General features: G+C 59.0%; 14 protein-coding genes. All 14 read left to right on the plus strand.

Annotated elements, in window-relative coordinates; translation table 11 throughout:
• Positions 1-41 precede the first annotated feature (41 nt).
• The 14 genes from HYZ49_16365 to HYZ49_16430 all read left to right on the plus strand — a co-directional run bounded on the left by HYZ49_16365 (position 42) and on the right by HYZ49_16430 (position 19,471).
• The gene (locus tag HYZ49_16365) at positions 42-2,375 is read left to right on the plus strand and encodes an alpha-galactosidase (protein MBI3243858.1); all 2,334 of its coding nucleotides are present in this window, start codon (positions 42-44) and stop codon (positions 2,373-2,375) included.
• Positions 2,376-2,545: 170 nt separating this feature from the next.
• The gene (locus HYZ49_16370; protein ID MBI3243859.1) at positions 2,546-4,966 is read left to right on the plus strand and encodes a hypothetical protein; all 2,421 of its coding nucleotides are present in this window, start codon (positions 2,546-2,548) and stop codon (positions 4,964-4,966) included.
• Positions 4,967-4,977: 11 nt separating this feature from the next.
• The gene (locus HYZ49_16375) at positions 4,978-5,934 is read left to right on the plus strand and encodes an ABC transporter ATP-binding protein (protein MBI3243860.1); all 957 of its coding nucleotides are present in this window, start codon (positions 4,978-4,980) and stop codon (positions 5,932-5,934) included.
• A gap of 18 nt (positions 5,935-5,952) precedes the next feature.
• Positions 5,953-6,927 (plus strand): ABC transporter permease, encoded by a 975-nt coding sequence (locus HYZ49_16380; protein MBI3243861.1) that lies wholly within the window; start codon positions 5,953-5,955, stop codon positions 6,925-6,927.
• Positions 6,928-6,998: 71 nt separating this feature from the next.
• On the plus strand, positions 6,999-8,669 hold the full coding sequence (locus HYZ49_16385) for a hypothetical protein (GenBank protein ID MBI3243862.1): 1,671 nt from the start codon (positions 6,999-7,001) through the stop codon (positions 8,667-8,669).
• Between the two features lie 186 nt (positions 8,670-8,855).
• Entirely contained in the window at positions 8,856-9,875 is a 1,020-nt protein-coding gene (locus tag HYZ49_16390) for a MoxR family ATPase (protein ID MBI3243863.1), read from the plus strand.
• 30 nt (positions 9,876-9,905) lie between these two features.
• Entirely contained in the window at positions 9,906-10,427 is a 522-nt protein-coding gene (locus HYZ49_16395; GenBank protein ID MBI3243864.1) for a hypothetical protein, read from the plus strand.
• Between the two features lie 114 nt (positions 10,428-10,541).
• A complete protein-coding gene (locus HYZ49_16400; GenBank protein ID MBI3243865.1) occupies positions 10,542-11,456 on the plus strand; it encodes a DUF58 domain-containing protein in 915 nt (304 codons plus the stop codon).
• A 143-nt stretch (positions 11,457-11,599) separates the two neighbouring features.
• Positions 11,600-13,513, plus strand: a complete 1,914-nt coding sequence (locus HYZ49_16405; protein MBI3243866.1) for a BatA domain-containing protein — start codon at positions 11,600-11,602, stop codon at positions 13,511-13,513.
• Positions 13,514-13,593: 80 nt separating this feature from the next.
• A complete protein-coding gene (locus HYZ49_16410) occupies positions 13,594-14,070 on the plus strand; it encodes an ATP-binding protein (protein ID MBI3243867.1) in 477 nt (158 codons plus the stop codon).
• A 256-nt stretch (positions 14,071-14,326) separates the two neighbouring features.
• Positions 14,327-14,758, plus strand: a complete 432-nt coding sequence (locus HYZ49_16415; GenBank protein ID MBI3243868.1) for a hypothetical protein — start codon at positions 14,327-14,329, stop codon at positions 14,756-14,758.
• A gap of 14 nt (positions 14,759-14,772) precedes the next feature.
• Complete coding sequence (locus tag HYZ49_16420) at positions 14,773-17,760, plus strand: VWA domain-containing protein (GenBank protein ID MBI3243869.1); 2,988 nt, start codon at positions 14,773-14,775, stop codon at positions 17,758-17,760.
• A gap of 369 nt (positions 17,761-18,129) precedes the next feature.
• Positions 18,130-18,933, plus strand: coding sequence for a DUF1963 domain-containing protein (locus tag HYZ49_16425; protein ID MBI3243870.1), 804 nt, complete (start codon positions 18,130-18,132; stop codon positions 18,931-18,933).
• A 115-nt stretch (positions 18,934-19,048) separates the two neighbouring features.
• A complete protein-coding gene (locus tag HYZ49_16430) occupies positions 19,049-19,471 on the plus strand; it encodes a VOC family protein (protein MBI3243871.1) in 423 nt (140 codons plus the stop codon).
• Positions 19,472-19,517 lie beyond the last annotated feature (46 nt).

The raw sequence follows: 19,517 nt of genomic DNA on the forward strand, positions 1-19,517 counted from the left end.
ACATTGCCACGATTTCAATCGCCGGGTAACATTAGCCGTCAATGGCCTTCACCCTTTCCAACCCTCATCTGCAATTTACCCTCGACCCCTCAACCTCGTCGTGGTCACTCTTTACCCAAACCAGCGAAACGCCGTCCATCGAAGGCGCGCGCTTCAATGGCCTCTTTCGCTTTCCCGACCTCAACTGGCCGCACCTCGCCGGCCTTCAACCCTGGCACTGGCGCGGCGGCCTCGACGGCGCTGATGTTTTTCAGCGCCAGGCTGAGTCGGTTCACGGCCCGCTGGAGATGATCGTCGCCCGCGCCGTCAGCGGCCTGGAAACGTTGGCGATCACGATTGAGTTCGCTCTGCCCAAAGAGCGCCCCTTCCTACTCATCCGGCTCCGCGTCCAAAATTTGGGCGATAAAGCGTTTCGCGTCGCCCGCCTCAACCCGCTCTTTGCCGGCCCGTTGCACCGCCTGGGCAATGTTCGCCTCTCAACCAACTCTGCCCCGCCCACATTTTTCTCAAACGGCTGGCAATCGTGGAGCTTTGCCGGGACGCTGATCACAAAACAGATTCAGCCTTACACCAATCTTGGTCCAATCCAGGCTCCGGTCAGCCACAACCCGCTCACGCCCAAATCCGACTTCCGGCGGCAATTCTCCAGCGACATGTTTGGCGTGCTGGCCGACCCAACGCGCCACAGCGCCATCGTCGCCGGGTTTACCTCACAACGCGAACAGTTTGGCTCGATTGATGTCGTGGCCGATGCGCTCTCACCCTCGCTCCGCCTGCGCGCCCAGTGTGACGACGTGACCCTGCCGCCCGGCGGATCATTAATAACCGATAACACCTATGTTCAACTCCTCACTGAATACGATCTTGATCCGCTTCGCGACTACGCCGAAGCCGTCGCCCGCGAGAACAACGCCCGCGTTCCGGCGCAGACGCCCACCGGCTGGTGTTCGTGGTATCACTACTTCGACAAAGTGACTGAGGCCGACCTGCGCGCCAACCTGGAGCAAGTGGATGCAAACCGGGCCCGCCTGCCGCTCACACTTGTTCAACTGGATGACGGCTTTGAAGCCAACGTCGGCGACTGGTTTGAAACCAACTCTAAGTTTCCCTCCGGTCTTCGGGCGGTCGCCGACTCGATCCGCGCCCGGAACTTGATTCCGGGCCTGTGGCTGGCTCCTTTCATCGCCAAACCGGACTCGAAACTGGCGCGTGAACATCCAGATTGGTTCTTACGCAACACGCTTGGCCTGCCCGGCAACGCCGGGTTTGTCTTCGACAAATTTTGTCGCGGCCTCGACGTGACTCACCCGGCAGTGCAAGACCACACCCGCAAACTGATCGGCACCGCCGTGAATGAATGGGGCTACCCTTACCTCAAACTGGACTTTTTGTACGCGGCGGCCCTCCCCGGCAAACGCCACGACCCAACCCGGACTCGCGCTCAGGCTTTGCGCCTCGGCCTCGAACTCATCCGCGAAGCCGCCGGGCCGGAAACGTTTTTGCTGGGCTGTGGCTGCCCGCTCGGCTCTGCCATCGGCCTTGTGGACGGAATGCGAATCAGCGCCGACGTTGACGCGCGCTGGCGGCCTGCTTATAAGGGCGTCTCGCCCGTCTTTCGTGACGAGCCGGCCATGCCCTCGGCCCGCAACGCCATTCGCAACACCCTCACTCGCGCTGCTCTGCACCGCCGCTGGTGGCTCAACGACCCCGATTGTTTGCTGGTGCGCGACACGACTCAGTTGACGCTGGATGAAGTGAAGGCCCTGGCGAGCGTCATCGCCCTCTCAGGCGGCATGTTTCTGGTCTCCGACGATCTGACCGGCCTCTCGCCTGAGCGCCGGAAGTTGATCGAGCCGCTCCTGCCAGTGCTAGGCAAAACGGCGCTGGCCCGCGACTGGCTGGAAAAGGAAATGCCGGAGCGGCTGGAATTGCCTCTGCAGGGCGCTGTCGGGGAGTGGACAGTGTCCGGCCTGTTTAACTGGGGCGACCGCCCCGTGGATCGAACACTTGCCGCCTCGGGTCACATTCACGATTTCTGGAGTCAGGCTTATCATCGCGACCACGTCAGCTTCACTCTCCCGCCACACAGCGGACGTTTGCTGGCTGTTCGCCCCGTCCTTCAAGCGACGCAGTTCGTTGGTTCATCGTTTCACTTTTCTCAGGGCGGCGAAGTCGCTGAGTGGGCGGCGGCTGAACGTCATCTGCGGTTTGTCATTGATCTTGGCCGCCGGGCCGAGGGCGAGGTGACTCTCTCACTACCTGCTAATCCACAACAGGTCAACGGAAATGCTATAGTGATCGCGCCTTTAATCCCCGGCATTTACCGGATTCCGGTGAGTGTGGACGGGCGGGCGGCGTTTTACATAGAGTGGTAAGAAACCCTAAAGGTCTTCAAGACCTTTAGGGTTTGCTAAGGCACGAACAGACCACAAAAAGGCGCTAAAGTGGGGTAGTCAACTCACTGGCCCTGTGCTATCCTAACAGGAACCGACCTTTTACTTGTAGCGTCTTGTTCACAATGATCGGACTTTTCCTGAGAGTCACCATGTCCAAAACGCGCTTCTTCCTCATCATTATCCTTGCTGTTCTAGTGCTGTCGCCGGCGGCCAACAGCGCCAACGCTCAGGCCAACTCGGTTGCTATCACCGTGCGGGCCGGGTTCGACGGCTTCTACGAAGATGCCCAGTGGATTCCGGTCCGCATTACGCTCTCAAACACTGGCTCGGACATAAACGGAGAGGTGGTGGTGGCCGCCCCGCGCTACGACGGCACGACTGCAGAATACGTCCGCCCGGTGGAAATGCCCGCCGGGTCGCGCAAAGAAGTCTTCATGTACGTGACCGTCGAAGGCTACGTGAGCAAGATCACGGTCTTGTATCGCAACGGCAGGGATGTGTTGGGCAACGCCTCGGCCCGGGTGACACAAACTTCTCCCTCCGATTTGATCTACGGGGTGCTGGCCTCCAGCCCCTCAACTTACAACATTCTAGGCGACATTGACCCGGTTAATGGGCAGGCTCGCGTGGCCACGCTGACGGTCGAAGACCTGCCGCCGGCCGCCCAGGCCTGGCGCGGCCTCGACGTGCTGATCATCTCGGACATTGACACCGGCTTGCTGAACGCCGAGCAAAAGGATGCCCTCAAAGCCTGGCTGTCGAGCGGCGGGCGGCTCATCACCGTGGCCGGCCCCAACTGGCAAAAGCTGGCCGCCGGCCTGGCCGACATTCTGCCCATTGTCCCCACCGGCACGCGCACGCTTTCCAGCTTTGCCACGCTCGGCTCTTACGCCAGCGACGTTGCGCCGGGCGGTTCACTCATCTCGGCCACTGGCGATCTCCAATCCAGTTCGGCGGTGGTCGTGAGCGCCGGCGGCGTGCCGCTGGTGGCCGAGCGGCTTTATGGTTACGGCAAATCAATCCTGTTCACCTTTGATCCGGCGCTCTCGCCAATTAAGAATTGGAGAGGGATCGAAGGCGTCTACCGGAATGTGCTGGCGGTGTCAACGGATCGGCCCGGCTGGTCGAGCACCTATCGCAACTGGTACAATGCCGGTGAAGCCGTCAACGCCATCCCCGGCATTGGTCTGCCGCACCCTCTTCAAGTGTGCACTTTTCTCGGCGGCTATGTCTTCGTCATCGGCCCGCTGAACTACGTGTTACTGCGCCGCCTCAAACGCCGTGAACTGGCCTGGATCACCATCCCTAGCATGGTCTTGCTGTTCACCGCCATCACTTACATCGCCGGCTTTGGCCTGCGCGGCACGCGGCCCACCTTGCACCGCCTCACGGTGGCCCAGGTATGGGAGAACTCCGACCGCGCCCAGATCGAATCGCTGATCGGCATCTTCTCGCCCCGCCGCTCCGAATACGATCTGCAAGTGGACGGTGACATGCTTCTGCGGCCACTGCCTTCCGACACTTACTATCGCTCGGTCAACCTTTCTCTTGACGGCGCGCAAATGGAGCAAAGCGACGCCTCCTTCGTCCGTCACGTTCGGGTGGACGTGGGCGCGATCACCCCGTTTGTGGCTCAAGGGCAGGCGGCGGCCCCGCGCTTCACCTCGTCGCTCACCTATTCCATCAGCAGCAGTCGCTCGGCCCTTGAAGGCACGATCACCAATCAGAGTGACCTCACCCTGCGCGACGCCGTTGTGCTTTCGGCGGGCGGCGCCCAGCGTGTGGGCGACATTGAACCCGGGAGTTCGGTGACGGCCAAAGTGTCGCTCACCGCCACCCGCGCCTCATCCATCTCGCAAAATACCACCCAGATTTTGCCGGTCGGCATCAGCCTGTCCTACCCTTCCACCTACTATTCTGGCTACGACACCACCATCGAGGACATTCTCGGCACGACCTCTTATTACGATGATCGCGAAACCTATCGCCGCTACTCATTGCTCACCTGGCTGTTCGATCCCTACAGCACCGGCGGACGCGGCGGCGGCACCTACCTCGTCGGCTGGTCGGACGTTTCCCCGGTGCAAGCGTCTCTGGTGGGAGACAGCTTCAACGTGGAAGACAAGACGATCTACCTCATCCGCCTCGACCCGCAGGTGGTGGTCAGCGACGGCATCATCACCGTGCCGCCGGGCCTGATGACATGGGAGTTGATCGATCCCGGCCAGAACGGCGGCGGCGCACCCTACGATTCTTATTTGAGTCAGGGCTACTTTTCCCTCCGCTTCCGGCCTTCTATCGTGCTTGATTACAACTCGGTGTCCTCGCTAACCCTGCACTTCACCTCTTACGGCGCAACCGGGCAAGCGCCTCTGTTGGTCAGCCTGTGGGATCAACAGGAAGGCGTGTGGGTTGAACTGAAGAACCTCAACTGGGGCGACACAGTGATCAAATCGCCGGCTCGGTTTGTGGGCGGTGATGGCCGCATTGACGCGCGCCTCGAAAGCCCAAGTTTCTCCACCTCGGTGAGTGTCGAAGCCCTGGACTTCACTCTGGAGGTGCAGAGGTAAGCATGGCCCCCATCATCGAAATCAAGAATCTGGTGAAACGCTACGGCAAGCTGACCGCCGTGAGCGACATGTCGTTGCAAGTGGAATCGGGAGCGATCTACGGCTTTGTGGGGCCGAACGGGGCCGGCAAGACGACGACGATGCGCATCCTCACTACCCTCATGTCGCCCACCAGCGGCGAGGCGACAGTGGCCGGCTACTCGGTGACCAAAGACCCGCGTAGCGTGCGCAAGTCCATCGGCTACATGCCGGACTTTTTCGGCGTGTACGATGACATGACGGTGTGGGAATATCTCGATTTCTTTGGCGCCTGTTACGAGATTCCCGAGGCGCAACGGCAATCCATCAACGGCGATTTGATGGAGTTGGTGGATTTGGCGCATCGCAAGGATGACCGGGTTGAGGGCTTGTCGCGCGGCATGAAGCAACGGCTGGCCCTGGCTCGAACGCTGGCTCACGACCCGCAGGTGCTGATTCTCGACGAACCGGCCTCCGGCCTCGACCCGCGCGCCCGCATTGAGATTCGTGAACTGCTGGTGGAACTGGCGCGAATGGGCAAGACGATCTTCTTCTCCACTCACATTTTGGCCGACGTGGCCGAAATTTGCACCCACGTGGGCATCGTGGAAGCCGGGCGGCTGGTGGCGACGGGCAAGCTGGAAGAGATGCAGAGAATGCTCATGCCACACCGCCGCATTCACATCACCCTGCTGGGCCGCATAGAAGAAGCCCGCGCCGCCCTGGTTGGGGTTGAGGGCGTGTCGAAGGTGGAGAGCGAAGGCTCGGAAGAAGAGGCGGCCTCCTCCGGTCGTCACAAGCTGGTGGTGGAGTACAACGGCAGTGACACAGAAGTAAGCGCCATCCTGGCTCAATTGATCACCGCCGGCATCCCCGTCTTTCATTTCAGCGAAGACGTGCGTGACATGGAAGAAGTGTTCATGCGCGCCACGCAGGGCATTGTGAGTTGAGAAAGAGACCCCTTGATCATGACCGAAATTGCCGCACCCGCTCCGCAAAAACCAGTTGCCCGCCCCACGCGAACCCTGCGCGAGCGCCTGACCTCCAACCCGGTGGTGCTCAAAGAACTGCGTGGCCGGATGCGCGGCAACCGGGCCTTTGTCATCCTCACCATTTATCTGGGGCTGATGAGCCTGTTCACCACCTTGCTGTATCTGGCTTACACGGCTTCGTCGAATGTGGACGTTTACGGGCCGAGCGGCGGACAGATTGCCGGGAAGGTCGTTTTCGCCGGGCTGGTCGGCATTGAGTTGTTTCTCGTCTGCTTCATCGCCCCGGCTTTCACTGCCGGCGCAATCTCCGGCGAGCGCGAACGGCAAACGTATGAATTATTGCGGACGACGCTTCTGCCGGCCCGGTCGCTGGTGCTGGGCAAGCTCACCTCGGCCCTGTCGTTCATCGTGCTTCTGCTCATCGCCGCCGTGCCATTGCAAAGCCTGGCCTTCTTGCTGGGCGGCGTTGCGCTTGAAGAAGTGCTGATTGCGCTGGCGATGTTGCTGGTCACAGCCCTGGCTTCCGGCTCGGCGGGCATTTTCTTTTCCACCATCATGCGGCGCACTTTAGGAGCCAGCGTGCTCACCTACGCTACCGCCCTCATCGCCGTGCTCGGCCTGCCGCTGTTGATGCTCACCTTCATCCCGGCTTACGACTTTTTCTTTTATGGCAGTTCTTACAACAATTTTTCGCCCAGCCCGCTTCTGCAATCAATTTTGGTCTACGCATTTTATATCCTGATCTGCGTCAACCCGCTGGCAACAGCTTTTGTCACCGAGACGATATTGATCAATGACCAGAGCGCGTTCTTCTCAACCTTCCCGCTCAGCAACGGCAACTCCATCCCGATTTTTTCTCCATGGATACCCTACGTGCTCTTCTGCTTATTCTTCAGCCTTATCGTGATTCTGATCAGCATTCAACTGGTGCGGCGGAAGGAAACGACGTGACAGGATGACAAGATGAGTGGACGACAGGATGAATACTTCATCTTGCCATCTTGTCGTTTTGTCAATCAAACATGGCAGCTTCCATCAACGAACTCGAAAGCACCCTCAACGGCTGGCTGAGCTGGTTCCGCTTCCGGCAAATGGTGAACTGGGCGGCGCGCGGCCTGATGCTGGGGTTGATGATCGCCTTCGGCTTTTCCATCGTCGCCCGGCTCCGGGCCGTGTTCTCGCTGGAACAGTTGATTCAGATCAGCATCCTGGCCGGGGTGCTCGGCTTTGCCTGGGGCGCTATCGTGGCCCTGGCCTGGCCCTACTCGCGGCTGACGGCGGCCCGCTATTTTGATTTGCAGTTTGACCTGGGCGAACGCACCAGCACTGCTTTTGAACTGGCGCGGCGGAAGATTGACGCGCCCGCGTGGTGGGTGGACAAACAATTGGCCGACTCGGTTGAAGCGGCCCGTTCTGTCAATCCCCGCGCTCAACTTCCCATCCGCATGTCGCGGATCGAAATCCTCTCGTTGTTATTGGCGTTTGCTCTCGTCATCGCTTCGTTGGCGATCCCTAACGAGCAATTTGCGGTGCTGGCCCAACAGCAAGCCGTCAAAGAAGAAATTGCCGAGCAGGTGGAACAGCTCGAAGCCATCCGCGACAACATCGAAGACAACCCGGCGTTGAGCGACGACCAGAAGGAAGAATTGACTCAGCCGCTCAACGAAGCCATCGAACAATTGCAAAACCCGGACTTGACTCAGGAGCAGGCCGTCTCCGTGCTTTCGCAGTCGGAGACTCAGCTTCAGCAGTTGGCCGACCAGAGCGTGCTGGAGCAGGCGCAGGCTCTGCAGAATGCGGGCGAAGGCCTGTCGCAAAACGAGCAGACTCAGGGGCTGGGCGAAGCCCTGCAAAACGGCGATCTGTCGTCGGCCTCCACGGCTTTGGGCAACATTGACGTGTCGCAAATGACTGCCGCCGAGCAACAGCAGTTAGCCCAAACGCTGGAACAAGCGGCGCAGGATTTGCAGGCCACCAATCCTGAATTGGCCGGGCAGCTGCAACAGGCCGCCGAGGCATTGCAAAGCGGCAACACCCAGGCCGCCCAGGCCGCGCTCGATTCGGCGGCCAGCACGTTGGCCCAAACGGCCTCCCAGGTTGCCCAGGCGCAGGCGGCTTCCACGGCGGCCGGGCAGGTGGGCAGTGGACGGCAACAAGTCACTCAGGCCGGGTCGGGTCAGCAAGGACAACAAGGCCAGGGACAAGGACAGGGGCAAGGGCAACAAGGGCAAGGCCAGGGTCAAGGTCAACAGGGTCAAGGTCAACAGGGTCAAGGACAAGGGCAGGGACAAGGACAGGGGCAGGGACAAGGTCAAGGACAAGGTCAAGGCAGTAGCAATGCTGGCTCTGGCGAAGGCAACGGTGAATCGCAAGGCGGCGAAGCGCCGAACTCGCCCGGCAATGCGGGCGGCCCGAGTGACGGCGGCACGCGAAGTTATGAGCCGATCTTTTCGCCTTATCGTCTCGGCGGGTCGGGCGGGCCGGAAGTGAATCTTCCCGGAACCGGCGACCCCGGCTCGGAAATTGTGGGCGAAGGCCCCAGCAGTCCGCCGACGGATGGTGCGTCGCAAGTGCCGTACAACGAAGTCTACAATCAATACAACGATGCCGCGCAACACGCAGTTGACAGCGGCCAGGCGCCGGTGACGTTGAAGCCGGTGATCAAAGATTACTTTAGTTCGTTAGAGCCTTAACTTTAGCAATGAAGTACCAGCATCCTGAGCGGAGGCCCGCGTGCTGTTCGCGGGCTGTAGTCGAAGGATGCGACGCAATCGCAAGCACCGCACCCTTCGACTGCGCGGCGACCCTTCGGCTTCACTTCGTTTCGCTCAGGGCCGCCGCTCTGCTCAGGGTGCTACCTAACTTTCGAAGAGGAGCACATGCCCGACCAACTAACCATTCAACAATTTCGTGACACGGCAACAACCATTGAAGCCGAGATTGGCAAAGTGATTGTGGGCCAGCAGGAGGTAGTGCGGCACGTGCTCATTTGCGTGATCACCGGCAACCACGCTCTGCTCGAAGGCGTGCCGGGGCTGGGCAAGACGATGCTCATCCGCACTCTGTCGAGCGTGTTGGATTTGAAATTCTCGCGCATCCAGTTCACGCCCGACCTCATGCCCGCCGACATCGTCGGCACCGACATCATCGAAGAAAGTGAAGAGGGCCGCCGCGCATTTCGTTTCCAGCCCGGCCCGGTGTTCGCCAACTTGGTGCTGGCCGACGAGATCAACCGGGCCACGCCCAAGACTCAGTCGGCATTGCTCGAAGCCATGCAGGAACATTCGGTAACGGTGGCCAAGAAGACCTACAAGCTCGACGAGCCGTTCTTCGTGCTGGCTACCCAGAACCCGATTGAAATGGAAGGCACGTATCCTCTGCCCGAAGCCCAGCTTGACCGCTTCATGTTCAAGGTGTCGGTAGAATTTCCGACGAGCAACCAGCTGGTTGAAATTCTGTCGCGCACTACCGGCAAAGAAATGCCGACGGCCAACAAGGTGGCGAATGCGGAAACTATTTTACGCATGGGCGAACTTGTGCGGCAGACTCCCGTCGCCACCCACGTTTCGGATTACGTAGCCCGGCTGGTAGTGGCCACCCACCCGGAGCACGAGTCGGCCACACCGATGGCGAAGCAATTTGTCCGTTACGGCGCCAGTCCGCGCGCCGCGCAAGCCATCATCCTGGGCGCGAAAGTCGCCTCGGTGATGTCGGGCCGCTACAACGTGGCTTTTGAAGATATTTCCATCGTCGCCCCCGCCGCCCTGCGCCACCGCCTGCTGTTGAACTTCGAGGGCCAGGCCGAGGGCGTCTCGCCCGACGACATCACCGCCGAACTGCTCAAGACAGTGTCGAAGCAACCGCCGGAGCGAAGAGAAAGAGAGAAAACGGCGGCCTAACAGCCCGGACACATAAGGTGGTTGTGAAAAATGCCTATCAGTCGCAGCGAGGAATGGATTTCAGTCGCCGAGCTTGATGCTCACGATCAAATACGATTCACCAAAGAGTTTCAGTCTCTTATGAGCGAAATTGGTTGGGAGGCCAAAGCTTTCGTTGGCCACTTACTTGGGTCGTGGTACGACCCATTTGAGCATATGCTTGATTACAGCAGTGGTGAAGCCTCCTTTTCGCGCGATCAAGCGGGAACATTTGACCGAAATGCTTTGGATGAGACACAGGATGTTGTGGAATATTGGGCTGTGGAGTGGAGCAAGCATGATAGTTTTTACAATCCACCACACCAAGCGGGTACCGGGCTGAAGTTGGGAGTGGATTGGTATCGAGACATGTTGCGTGCCAAGCTGGTTTCGTTGCGATTGCCAAAGCGACTATTGTTTGAGTATAAAGAGAAGTTGCTTGAGCAGATCGCCGAGTCCGAAGCCACTTTGAAGAAGGATGTTCCTGGCAAAACTGTTCCTGCACCTTCGCCCGGAGTTGAAACTCCGGGCTGAAAATGCGAAGTTGGCTAAAGCCAACTAGATCGCAATTCGTCAGCCCGATTCATCGGGCTTTGTTTTTTGGCCCGGCGATTCATCGCCGGGCGAGTGAGAGTAAAGCAGGTATTTGTGTTTCTCGACGAATCGACTCTCCGCAAGCTCGACCAGCTTTCCCTCGTGGCCTCGCGGGTGCGCGCCGGGCAGATGAAGGGCGAGCGCCGCTCGACCAAGCGCGGCACGTCCCTCGAGTTCGCCGACTACCGCGATTACGTGCAAGGCGACGATCTGCGCCGGGTGGACTGGAACGTCTACGCCCGACTTGAGCGCCCCTTCATCAAATTGTTTGAGGAAGAAGAGGACTTGTCGGTGCATGTGCTGATTGACGCCTCGCGCTCGATGAACTGGCCGGACGAGTCAACGAACGGGGATAACGCCACTGCGAAAGAGCGCAACAAGTTTCAATACGCCCTCCACCTGGCCGCCGCCATCGGCCACATTGCCCTGGCCGCCGGCGACCGCCTGACGATGATTGCCTTTAGCGGCGATGACGCTCGCCCGGTTCGTTTCGGTCCGGTGCGCGGGCGCGGCAACACCTTCCGCCTCATCAAATTCCTCACCGAGTTGAAGCCGTCCGGCACGACCGACCTGAACGGCGCTTTGCGCGATTATGCAATGGCAAGCTCGCGCGCCGGGCTGGGCTTCTTGCTCACCGATTTGTTTTCACCCGCCGGTTATCAACCGGGGCTGAACGCTCTGCAAAGCCAGGGCTACGAAGTCAACCTGCTTCACCTGCTTGCGCCCGAAGAAGTTGACCCGCCCCTGGCCGGCGACTTGCGGCTGATCGACTCCGAGACGGGCGACCCGCAGGATGTTTCGATTGACGGGCCACTGCGCGATCTCTACAAGCGCCGGGTGCAGGGCTGGCGCGACGAGATCGAAACGCACTGCCTCAAGCGCGGCGTCAACTACGTGCCGGTGACAACTTCGACGAAGTGGGATGAGGTGGTGTTGTATCAGATGCGACGGATGGGGCTGGTGAAATAACGCAACTAGCATCCTGAGCGGAACGGAGCGAAGCGGAGTGTAGTCGAAGGATGCGGGTCTCGCGAATGGGATCGCATCCTTCGACTACGCGGCGAGCAGCACCGCCGCTCCGCTCAGGATGCTGACCCTCTTTTATTGTTCTGATGAGTTTCTTAGCCCCTCTCTTTCTCGCTCTCAGTACACTAGCTGTACCGATTGTGATTCTGTACATGCTCAAACTGCGCCGCCGCGAGACGGAAGTGTCGTCCACGATGTTGTGGCGCATGGTTCTGCGCGACCGCGAGGCCAACGCGCCCTGGCAACGCCTGCGGCGCAACCTGCTTCTGCTTCTGCAACTGCTTCTGCTGGCTTTGCTCGTGGTGGCGCTGGCCCGGCCTTTCATTCCGGTTCCGGTTGTGGCTTCGGGGCAGGTCACGGTTCTGCTCGACGCCTCAGCTTCCATGAATGCCACCGACGTTCAACCGTCGCGCTTCGAGGCGGCCCAGGCAGTGGCCCGCCAGCTTGCCAACGATCTGACTCAGGAAGGCCTTATGACAATCATCCTCGTCGGCCCTCAGCCGCGCGTGCTGGCCTCGGCCACGAATGACAAGCTGGAACTACGAAACGCAATCAACGCTGCCCAGCCGACGATTGGCTCGGCCAATTGGGAAACCGCCTTTGCGTTGGCGGCAGGGGCCAATGGAAGCGTTGCCAATTCGACCACGGTGCTCATTTCAGATGGCGGCCTCCCCGAAAAACTTCCGGCGCTCACCGGCGAAGTGCGTTACGTTCCAGTCGGCAGTCAACCGGCCAATCTGGGAATCAGCGCCCTCTCGCTTCGCCCAGCGAGCGGCGGCCCTCAACTGTTCGCCAGCGTCACCAATTATGGCGATGCTAACGCCAGAACCATTCTCACCCTCAACCTCGACGGCGAACTTTTCAACGCCCAACAGCTTGAAGTTCCGGCAGGCAAAACGTCGAACGTGATCGTTCAGGCTTACGAAGGCACCGTGCTGGCCGAGGCGGTGCTATCGCCGCCTGTCGGGGCCGCCAACACTGATCACCTGGCCACAGACGACAAGGCCTGGGCGGTGTATAACCCGCCGCAAACTGGCCGCGCTCTGTTCATCTCGCGCGACGGCAACATCTTCATCGAGCAACTGCTGGCCGCGCTCCCCGGCCTGCAACCGTTCCGCCAGTCGGTGGATGCGCAACTCCCGACCGACCCGTTCGACCTCTACGTTTACGACGGCGTGATCTCCAACACATTGCCGTCGAAAGAACTTCTGCTCGTCAATCCGCCGCCGAACCCGCTGTTCACCGTCGGCGACGTGTTCACCCCGACCATCACCGGCACGATCACGCTTGTGGATGATCCACTTCTGAGCTTCGTGGATTTCAGCAACGTTCACGTTTTGCGCGCGCGAGAAGTGCAAACCCCGGCCTGGGCGCGGACGCTGATCTCGGTTGACGGCAAGCCGCTGGTGTTCGTCGGCACGCTCGACCGCCGCCGCATTGCCGTCTTTACGTTCGACCTGCGTGACTCCGACCTGCCGCTTCAGATTGCTTATCCAATTTTGGTCTCGAACTTGATCACCTGGCTCACGCCCTCAACCGTAATTTCAGAGTCGGGCGAGACGGTGCATCCTGGCGACACGGTGACGATTAGGCCGGAAGTTGGGCAACAGGCCGTCGGCATTCAAGCGCCGGACGGCCAGTTCTTCGTAGCGCCCGCCAGCGAGGCCGGGGTGCTGTTTTCTGACACCGGCCAGCTTGGTATTTACGGCGTGGGCACGGCCTCGGTGCAAGAGGGCGGCAAGTTCGCTGGCTTCTTCGCCGTCAACCTGTTCGACCCACTGGAGAGCAGGATTCAACCCGCCGAGTCGCTGACGATTGGCCGGGCGCAAGTGTCCCCCGCCGTGCGCGGGCAGGTGGGCCAGCGCGAGTTCTGGCCCTACGTGGCCGCCGCCGCGCTTGCCATTTTGATCGTCGAGTGGTGGGTGTATCATCGCGGTTCCTCCGTGCCTGGCGCTTCTGGGTGGAGAGGGTTCTTTCAGAGGAAGAAGGTGGGGGCGTGAAGAGTGAAACGTCAAACGTCAAGCGACACGCGGAGCGGGCCTGCCGTTTGTCGTTTCACGTTTGACTTGGCGTGGGCTTGATGGCAACCGTCTACCTGCTGATCGGCCTTCAAGGCTCCGGCAAGTCGGTGTGGGCCAACGAGAATGCGGGCTGGTTGGAGGCTGAGGTGATTTCGTCGGACGAGATTCGGAACGAGCTTGAGGCGCAAGGCAAGGACGCGATGAACAATGGGCGGGTATTTGCGATTTTCAACGAGCGGTTGGAACGCGAACTGCAGCGGGGCCGAAACGTGATTCTGGATGCGACCCACGCCCGCCGCACCTGGCGCGCCGACTCGCTGGCTATCGCCCGCCAGCACGGATCCGCCGCCGTCGGTGTGTGGTTCGACGTGCCCCTGGTCGTCTGCCGCCAGCGCAACGCAAGCCGCAAAGGCGAACTGTGGGGCGAGCGCGCCGTGCCAGACAATTTTCTGCTGGGTGTGGCGCGTGGGTTTGAGGGGCCGGAAGCGGGAGAGTTTGATGAGGTGTGGAGAATTATGAACGGGCAAGCACCCTGAGCGGATGCCCGCACGCTGTTCGTTGGCCGTAGTCGAAGCATGCCCGGAGCTTGCCGAAGGGGGTGCGGTGCTTGCGCAAGGGGCCGCATCCTTCGACTGCGCGCGGAACCCCTTCGGGCCGCACTCCGCTCAGGACGCTGGCTGTGGAAAGTGGGGCAACTATCTTTCAACGGATGGGAATCGGAAAAACGGATGAGGCGCGCGAGCATCCGTTTGTCCGTTTTCAAATCCGTTGAAGGCCTGCTAGGAGGTTGCAATGCGCATAAATACACAGGATGCTAATGGGGCTAATAACACTGTGGTCGACTCGACGGTTTCCAAAAAACATTGGGTTTATGCAATTGTATGCAGTCTGTTAGGAATTGTCTGGATTTACCTGGCAGTGGATTCAATTCAAGGCTATGCATGGCGATTTGGCGCGACTGTAAAGGAAAATCCTGACTGGATACCTCTGTTGGCGGCTATTGCCTTTGCATCTGGATGGTTCATGATCTATTTTGCAGAACATATCAAGAAGCGGAAGTTTGTTTTGGCTTTATTGACCTTCGGTTTTGTTCTAGGGTTAGCGCTTCTGGAAGAGATGGTCTTTAAGTTCAGTAGCCTCAATCTTGTCTTCCGCCTATTTATGAGTGGCATGTTCTTGAAACTCTCTACAGTCTTTACCCATTTTCAGCGACAACCACAATAATCTTGCTGTTTCTCGTGACCTTCACCACCCCCCTCCTTCTCCTCCTCTTCCTCCTCACCCCGCTCATTCTCTGGCTGGGGTGGCCGTCGCGCTCGGCCGCGCGGCGGCGGGAGATTCTCAGCCTGATCGTGCGGCTGATCATTTTTGCCTCCATCGTGCTCTCGCTGGCCGGGTTCGAAGCCGTGCGGGCGGCGGACAATCTGGCCGTCGTCTTTCTGGTGGACGTGTCGGACTCGATGCCGGACGAGGGCCAGGCGCTGGCAGTGGGGTGGGTGCGCGACTCGATGAGCAAGATGGGGCCGGACGACAAGGCGGCTATCGTCTTGTTCGGCGGCGATGCGCTGGTCGAGCATCCCATGTCAACCTCGCGCCTCATTCAAGAGTTCACTTCGATTCCGACGACGACGCAGACTGATCTCTCCGAAGCGATCCGCCTGGCGCTGGCCCTGTTCCCCGGTCAGGCCGCCAAGCGCATTGTCATTTTGTCGGACGGGGTCGCCACGACGGGCAACGCCGAAGAGGCGGCCCGGCTGGCGGCGACGGCGGGCGTGCAGATCATGGCCGTTCCAATTGTCCGCAACCTTGAGGCCTTCGACGAAGCCCTGCTCACGACGGTAGATGCGCCTTCGTCTTTGCGGCAGGGCGAAGAGTTCGATCTTGAAATTACGGTGAACTCGACGAGGGTGCAAAAGGCGGGCGTGCGCGTCTTTGCCGGGTCGGAGGTGGTTTACGAAGGCACGCTCGACCTGCGGGTGGGCGAGCATTCGTACACAATTCCGCTGAAGGCGGGCAAACCGGGGTTCATCTCGTACCGAGTCCAGCTTTCCCCCGCGAACAGCGGCGACACCTTTTACCAGAACAACGAACTGGCCGCGTTCTCACAGGTCAAAGGCCCGCCGCGAGTCCTGGTCGTCGTCGGCGAAAACAAAGAAGGCACGGACGAGGGCGCGGCTCTGGTCGCCGCGCTTGACGCCGCCGGAATCGATCTCGACCGCGTTCCGCCAACCGGCCTGCCGTCCGAACTGCCTCTGCTGGCCGAGTATGCTTCGGTGGTGCTGGTGGACGTTCCGGCCAAGCAATTCACGCCGCGCCAGCAAGCGGCGGTTGAACAATACGTGCGCGATCTCGGCGGCGGCCTGCTCGTGATCGGCGGCCCGCAGAGTTTCGGAGTGGGCGGCTACTTCCGCACCCCGCTGGAAGACGTTCTCCCGGTTGACATGCAGTTGAAGGATCAGAAGCGGCGGCCCCGGCTGACCATCGTCTTCATCATTGATCATTCCGGCAGTATGTCGGAGACCAGCGGCGGCGTGCAGAAGATCGAACTCGCCAAAGAAGCCGCCATTCGCGCCGTCGAACTTCTTTCGCCGACCGACAAGGTGGGCGTGGTGCAGTTCGACGACTCGGCCAGTTGGGTCGTGCCAATCACGCCGCTCGACGACCCGGACACTGTCATCAATCGCATCGCTTCGATCCGCGCCGACGGCGGCACCGACATCATGGCCGGCGTGCGGTTGATGGCCTCCGAACTGCCGGACGACGACGCCCAACTCAAGCACACTATCCTGCTCACCGACGGCATCGCCAGCGCGACCGGCATTCCTGAACTTGTTCAACAGTTGTACGAAGAGAACAACATCACCCTGTCGTCGGTGGCGATGGGCAACGACGCCGACAAGAAACTGCTGGAGCAGTTGGCCCAAGTTGGCGGTGGCCGCTACCACTTCGCCGCCGACCCGGCCAGCATCCCCGAAATCTTCACTGAAGAGACCACGCTTGCCACCCGCGCTTACATCATCGAAGAGACGTTCTTCCCGGAGCGCGTCGGCATCAGCCCGATCCTCGAAGGCATCTCGGCTGTGCCGCAGTTGTTGGGCTACGTGGGCACATCGCCGAAAGAGGCGGCGCAAACGATTCTCGTTTCGCAGTTGGCCGACGGCTCGCGCGATCCGCTTCTGGCTTCGTGGCAATACGGCCTCGGCAAGTCGGTGGCCTGGACTTCGGACGCGACCGGGCGCTGGGCCGAGCAGTGGGTGAAGTGGGACGGCTTTGCCACGTTCTTTGCTCAGGCCGTGCGCTACACGATCAACGAGAGCGTGCAGTCGGACATCACCGCCGACGTGACTCTCGACGGCGAAACCGCCACTCTGGCCGTGGACGCTTACAACAACGACGGCCAGTTCATCAACAACCTGGCCCTGCAAGCCAACGTCATTTCGCCGGATGGAACGTCGCAGTTGGTGGAGATGATTCAGACCGCGCCGGGACGCTACGAAGCCGACTTTACGCCGACCGAGCCGGGCGCATATTTGATTCGCATCGCCGGGCCGAACGGAGACGCCGCCTCGGTTGGAGAAACGTCCGGCTGGGTGTTGACCTACTCACCCGAATACAAAACGCTCACCGCCGACCCGAACGCGCTGGGCCGCGCCGCCCAACTCACGGCCGGCGGCTGTGTGGTGCCGGTTCCCAACGAGCCGATTCCTGAAAGCAAAGTGTTTTGCCGCGTGGCCGGGCCGGACGCCGCCTTCAACCACGACCTGATTGCCCGGCAGGTGACCAGCCCGCTTTGGCCGTATCTGCTGTTCCTGGCCGTCCTGCTCCTGCCGTTCGACATTGCCATTCGGCGACTCGTCATCAGCCGTTACGATTTACAACGCGCCTACACCCGCCTCGTCGAAATCGCCAAAGGCGTCAGCCGCCCGAAGGCCGAGCAGGTGCGCGTCGAAGCCATGTCGCGTTTGCAACAGGCCAAGCAACGCGCGGGCGTTTCCGGCGTAGGGGCCGACCCACGTGTCGGCCCTGTCGGCCCAGAGTCAGGGCAATCACCCAGGATTGCCCCTACAACCCAATCGCCGCTCGATCCCTCAGCCGCCAAACCGCCTGCCGAGGTTTCACCCCCGCCAGCCATCATCACACCGCCGCCCAACCCGCAACCCGCGCCCCCGGCCAGCGGCGAGACCACGGCGGCTTCATTGTTAGCAAAGAAACGCACTCGCAAATAAAAAAGCGGCTCCCCCCAGGCACCGATAACCACCGCTCAAAATAGCGGATTGGGACTCCCAAATATGGAGCCAGTGACACTGGGACTTACGAGTCGCTTGTCAATAGTGTATGCCGATTTGGCCGAATGGCAAGGGCAATTTTTGCGGCAGGATTGCACAATCGAGCCTGCCCGCCACCCGCGCCCCCGGCCAGCGGCGAGTCCACGGCTTCTTCACTGCTGGCGAAGAAGCGGGGCCGGAAGTAGAATGCCCCAGCAGATGATTTTGCAGAAGCGAAATTCTGTATAAAAGGTTGTGTTTTACATGGAATTTTTCCATGGACTCAACGGTTAGCCCGCTCTGTTTTCAATATGCCGCAGAAAGTCGCACATGAATTTCAAATTAGATATTGAGTTGCCCAACGAGTTGGTTGCTTTCAAAGAAAATATCGAATCCAGCATTAAGCCACATGTAGAGATAGAGGCAAAAACGGAAAGCAACCTTCATCTATGGCAAAGTAAATTCGGTGGTTTTCCATATCTTCCGAAAAACTTTCACTACCCTAAAGATTCCAACGGGCAGGCAATGTTTTTACTTGCTCAAATCAATTTTGCTGAAACCCCAAAATTAGAGACTTTCCCTGAAAAAGGGGTTTTACAATTTTATATTTCGGGCGGGGACGATGTTTATGGTATATGTTTTGAAGATTTGGCAAAACAGGACGGTTTTACAATCCTTTATTTTCCCGACGTTCTTAAGGATGAAAGCAAACTGGTAACGGATTTTAGGTTTTTGCCTAAATTTGATATGTTGCCTTTGCAAAAATCATGCTCACTTACCTTTGACCTACACTACGCTCCAATACCCACCGCCGATTATCAATTTGAGCCGAAAATCTTTGGACAAAATGTCCCTCAATCTAAGGATGAGTTTTACAAGATTTGCGATGAATATCAACAACTTTTTAGTTCAGCGGGGCATAAGATTGGCGGTTATCCTTATTTCACACAAAGCGACCCCAGACATAGTAAAAAATATAAAGACGAGAATTACATTTTGCTTTTCCAAATGGACACTGATGGAAAAGCAGATATTATGTGGGGCGATAGTGGCATAGGGAATTTCTTTGTCTTGGAACAAGACTTGCAGAAACGGGATTTTTCCAGAGTTCTATACAATTGGGATTGTTGTTGATGAAATATGGTCGTTTTCCGATCAAACGGCGGGCTAACCCCCACATGCAGTGGTTTTGCTCCGCAAAGTGCGCGGAGCAAAACCACTGACGCGGAACATTGGGCGTTTTTTCATTATGGTTGAAGATTATTGGAATCCCCTGGTACCAGAACTAACCGTGAGCAACATTGAAGAGTCTCTGCGGTTTTATAAGGCTGTTGGCTTTTCGATTCGATTTAGTCGCAACAATCCAGATTTCGCTTACATTGAACTTGGGCAGGCACAACTAATGCTTGAGCAAGAGCATGATACGACATGGCGAACTGATGTTTTAGAGCGCCCGCTAGGCAGAGGCGTCAATTTCCAAATTGAAGTCCCAGATATACAATCCGTGTCAAATTCATTAAGCGCGGCTGGCTTTACATTTTTCAGCAATCCAAAAGAATCTTGGTATGAAATAGCGCCAGATAGAGAAGAAGGTCAATTTGAGTTTCTCGTCCAAGACCCTGACGGGTATCTTATGCGGTTTACACAATATTTTGGTTTCAGGTCGAAATGAAGGCTAATCATATTCGGCCGGACTGTCCCGCGCTGATTTGTTGAAA

This window comes from Chloroflexota bacterium, from assembly GCA_016197225.1.
Taxonomy (GTDB): Bacteria; Chloroflexota; Anaerolineae; order Anaerolineales; family VGOW01; genus VGOW01.

Coding starts and splice junctions, on each gene's coding strand:
- HYZ49_16415 (MBI3243868.1), top strand. CDS start 14,327: ATGCGCATAAATACACAGGATGCTAATGGGGCTAATAACACTGTGGTC.
- HYZ49_16365 (MBI3243858.1), top strand. CDS start 42: ATGGCCTTCACCCTTTCCAACCCTCATCTGCAATTTACCCTCGACCCC.
- HYZ49_16410 (MBI3243867.1), top strand. CDS start 13,594: ATGGCAACCGTCTACCTGCTGATCGGCCTTCAAGGCTCCGGCAAGTCG.
- HYZ49_16395 (MBI3243864.1), top strand. CDS start 9,906: ATGCCTATCAGTCGCAGCGAGGAATGGATTTCAGTCGCCGAGCTTGAT.
- HYZ49_16370 (MBI3243859.1), top strand. CDS start 2,546: ATGTCCAAAACGCGCTTCTTCCTCATCATTATCCTTGCTGTTCTAGTG.
- HYZ49_16380 (MBI3243861.1), top strand. CDS start 5,953: ATGACCGAAATTGCCGCACCCGCTCCGCAAAAACCAGTTGCCCGCCCC.
- HYZ49_16425 (MBI3243870.1), top strand. CDS start 18,130: ATGAATTTCAAATTAGATATTGAGTTGCCCAACGAGTTGGTTGCTTTC.
- HYZ49_16405 (MBI3243866.1), top strand. CDS start 11,600: ATGAGTTTCTTAGCCCCTCTCTTTCTCGCTCTCAGTACACTAGCTGTA.
- HYZ49_16385 (MBI3243862.1), top strand. CDS start 6,999: ATGGCAGCTTCCATCAACGAACTCGAAAGCACCCTCAACGGCTGGCTG.
- HYZ49_16430 (MBI3243871.1), top strand. CDS start 19,049: ATGGTTGAAGATTATTGGAATCCCCTGGTACCAGAACTAACCGTGAGC.
- HYZ49_16390 (MBI3243863.1), top strand. CDS start 8,856: ATGCCCGACCAACTAACCATTCAACAATTTCGTGACACGGCAACAACC.